2 protein-coding genes and 1 pseudogene are annotated in these 3,582 nt (G+C 55.2%); all 3 read left to right on the top strand.

Going from position 1 to position 3,582, the window contains the following annotated elements; translation table 11 throughout:
• Positions 1–2,190 (top strand): DUF637 domain-containing protein (locus ACTJJX_RS34895; RefSeq protein WP_160313154.1); only part of this gene is annotated, 2,190 nt, incomplete at its 5' end.
• Positions 2,187–2,585 carry a hypothetical protein gene (locus tag ACTJJX_RS34890; protein ID WP_123789288.1) on the top strand — a complete coding sequence of 133 codons (399 nt, stop codon included), beginning with the start codon at positions 2,187–2,189 and terminating at the stop codon, positions 2,583–2,585. The genes ACTJJX_RS34895 and ACTJJX_RS34890, both read left to right, overlap by 4 nt.
• Before the next feature lie 359 nt (positions 2,586–2,944).
• Positions 2,945–3,582: pseudogene (locus ACTJJX_RS34885) on the top strand (hypothetical protein); the annotation flags it as partial.

Genomic DNA, 3,582 nt, shown 5'->3' with positions numbered 1-3,582 from the left:
TACCAGGGCGCGAAGCTGGAATCGGGCAACGACCTGGCCATCGTCAGCGGCGGCGCGGTGACCTTCGAGGCGGTGAAGGATCTGCACCAGGAAAGCCACGAGAAGAGCAAGGGCGACCTGGCGTGGCAGTCGTCGAAGGGCAAGGGCCAGACCGACGAAACCGTGCGCCAGAGCCAGATCGTGGCCCAGGGGAATCTGGCGATCAAGGCCGTGGAAGGGCTGAAGATCGACCTCAAGCATATCGACCAGAAGACCGTAAGCCAGACCATCGACGCGATGGTGCAGGCGGATCCGCAACTGGCGTGGCTGAAGGAGGCCGAGCAGCGCGGGGATGTGGACTGGCGCATGGTGCAGGAGGTGCACGATAGCTGGAAGTACAGCAACTCGGGGTTGGGGGCTGCGCCGTCACTGGCCATTGCCATCGTTGCAGCTGCTTACCTCGGCCCGGTGTATGGCGCAATGGCCAGCAACCTCGCCATTGGCACCATCAACAATGGCGGTGACCTTGGCAAGGGGCTGCAACAGGCCACCAGCGCTGACAGTCTGAAAGGGTACGCCATCGCAGCGGCCACGGCTTATCTCGTCAGCCCGCAGTTGGACAAGGCATTCGGCGTATCCAGTGACAACATCAACAAAGTCACCAAAGGATTCAAGCTCAGTACAGTTGAGGGAATCGGTGGATTTGCTGCCTACAGCATTGCCCAAGGCTTTGCTCAATCGGTCATGCAGCAGGCCGCCTATGGCGGCAGCTACATCGACAACCTCGGTAATGCCATGGCAGGTCAGGCGCGCAACCTGGGAATGGCGGTAGGTTTCAATTTCATTGGCGACTCGGTCAAATACCCTGATGGCAGCCCGCCGAAAATCATGGCTCACGCCCTGATGGGAGGTCTGCTGGCCGAAGCCTCCGGCAGTGACTTCAAGACTGGAGCGGCGGCCGCTGGTGCCAACGAGGCCATGATCAACCTCCTTGGGAAAATGGTAGGTGGCGATCAAAACCTCGAACTGATGGCCTCGCAACTCGTTGGCGTAGCCGCGGCAAGTGCGGTCAATGGCGATGTGAGTCTGGGCGCCGAGATCGCCAAAAGCGGGACGGCGTACAACCGGCAGCTACACCCAGATGAAATCAAATTCGCATCGGATGTGGAGCGCGTCAAACGTTATGCCCAGGAAAATGGGCTGAGCGAGGACACCGCCCGCAAAGAGCTTCTCAGCACGGCCGCCATGATGGTGGACAATGGCTGGAACCAGGCCTTGGCCGGCACAGACATCAACGCTGCCCGGGCTGCTCAGTATCTGCGTACGGAGCTGGGCACAGGCCCGGACAGCAATCTCTTCCAGGTGACCCAGGCTGACTACTACAACGAGCGGGTGGGGCTGACGGCGCTATTCAAGAACAAGGAGGCCCTGACCAGCGTTCTGGAAAACATAGCCCTAGCGAATCCCGCGAGCTATACGAGGGACCCCGCGAACCGTGCGGAAGTGCTGAATGCCAAAGGTGAAGGTAGCCAAGCGGGCTTTGGGCTGGCACTGGAAGGGATCGTCAGCGCGCCTTCAAAAACTGCCTTGTGGTTGATGGGTGCGCTAACCTGTTCAAGCTGTGCGGAGCGGGATATCCAGAACGCTTGGAACTCGGTTGCCTCGTTACCTGAAGACATCCGTATGAAAGGCTATCTGGATGCCTTGCACACCATGCAAGGCCAGGGTGCCAGCGTGGTGCGGGACAACGCCGCGAGTTCGACTGCATTGGGAGTTGAGGTTGGGCTGGCCATTGATGGAGGGTTGGCAGGGGCAGGCAAGGGCGTCGTTACGGATGGTCCGAAAGAAATACCTAAAGACTTAGGCAAGGTTTCTTTTGATGCGTCTAATGGTGTGGGAACTATTTATTCCCCCAGAGTCACCTTGAATTCCGGTGAGATAATATTTGATGGGTTCTCTGTAGGTACTTCGAAGGGACTCATTGGCGTCGGGGCTGATGGGGCGGCAGAATTGGTCGGGCCATTGAGAAAAATGCTCTCTTACTCTCAGTCCCAAGGCGCGCAGACAATTACCTTGAAGGGGCACTATGCATCCGAGCAAGGATCGATGTTAGGAACCGGCAGCGTTAATAATGTGAATCAAAAATTTTCCTTTAGTTTTCCCGCAACTACTGATGGGTTGAAAGCGTTCTTGAAGGAGCTCGGGAAGTGAAAATTCGTCGGTCTATTGAAAAAAGAATGAAGGATTTGGAGGGTTCAGGGCGAGGATGTTTTTATGAGAGGGAAGAAGAGGGGCAGATTTTGTTCTCCACCCACCTTGAAGAGGGGAGGCTGGATATATATATAAATGGGTTCGCTTTTGGGGTGGAAGGGAGGATGCGAAAGCTTCTATTTTCAGAGGTTGTTCGCATTGTTAGTCATTTGAGTATTGAGATGTTTTCAAGCGCTGGAGATCAGGGTGACTTGGATTTTTACGTTCCTTTAGATGTTGAGTGTGAGTCTCTTAATGTTACCTTGTCAGTGCCGTTTCTGGCTTACTCGAATATTATGAATATCCTGCTTGGACTTAGAGAAGACTGGATTAAACGAGACTATTCTGATGGCTAGTTGGTGCAAGAGCGACTTTAAATGCCGACTTGATTGTTAACTTGGTAAGCAGCCAAGGGCACAGCATATTTTGCTGGAGGATGCTGCTGGCGGAGGAAATCTGTGGCCGGGAGCCTCAGGAAGAACAGCTTTCCCTGCCTCTCTTTTTGAGCATAAAGGAGCAGATTTACTTTCGCTACTCTAGAAATAAAAGGTAGATAGGCTTTCCTCGTTCAGTAATTCCCTGTTCTTTAATAATTTACTTTTTCGATTTTAAAAGAAAAGCACTGACCTCCCTTTCGCTACTTCCGCAGAGTCCTGAACCTCCGGCCCCGCCATCCCTGGCGGGTCGCTCGCCGGGGCAACGTATGCGTTGCCTGGAGAAGAAGGGCCTGCTGACCATGAGTTCGCAGTTGATCGGCGTGCTGGCAGCTTCGACGCAGGGCGATGCGGACGCCAAGAGCTTGCAGACGGGAGCCTGGGTGGCGGGGAATGCCACCCAACACAACTACCTCAGTCATTGGCAGGAGGAGAAGAAGCGGCAGGAGGTCGATGGCTGCAAGGACAAACCGCTCTGCAAAACCGGAATAGAAGCCAAATGGGCAATTATTTCGGCCCAGCAGGATGTCGGTATCGTCGTAGGTGTTGGAGGAGGCATTGGTCTTTCGACAGCTGAAACCGCAGTGGGTGTTTATGAGCTGGTCAAGAACTGGAGGGAAACCTATGCAGCTCTGGAGCAGTTGGCCACTTCGCCAGAGTTTCGGCAGCAGTTTGGCGATAACTACCTGAAGGGGCTGGAAGAGCGCGCCGCATTCTTGACCCAGGCATACGAGGATGCCGGCTGGCAAGGTTCGGTCACAGCTGGTGTCGAGGGCGGTAGGTTCGCTGCGGAACTTGTTGGCGTTCTGACGGCAGTGAAAGGTGGCGCGCAGATAACCGCCAAGCTGCCAACAGCAGCCAAGAACCTGGTCAACGCGATTGCGGAGTCACCTGTTTCCGGTAGTATGAGTTCGCAGCT

It is taken from the genome of Pseudomonas sp. 22490 (assembly GCF_052044465.1).
GTDB lineage: Bacteria > Pseudomonadota > Gammaproteobacteria > Pseudomonadales > Pseudomonadaceae > Pseudomonas > Pseudomonas aeruginosa.
This window is presented reverse-complemented; position numbering and strand designations above follow the sequence as displayed.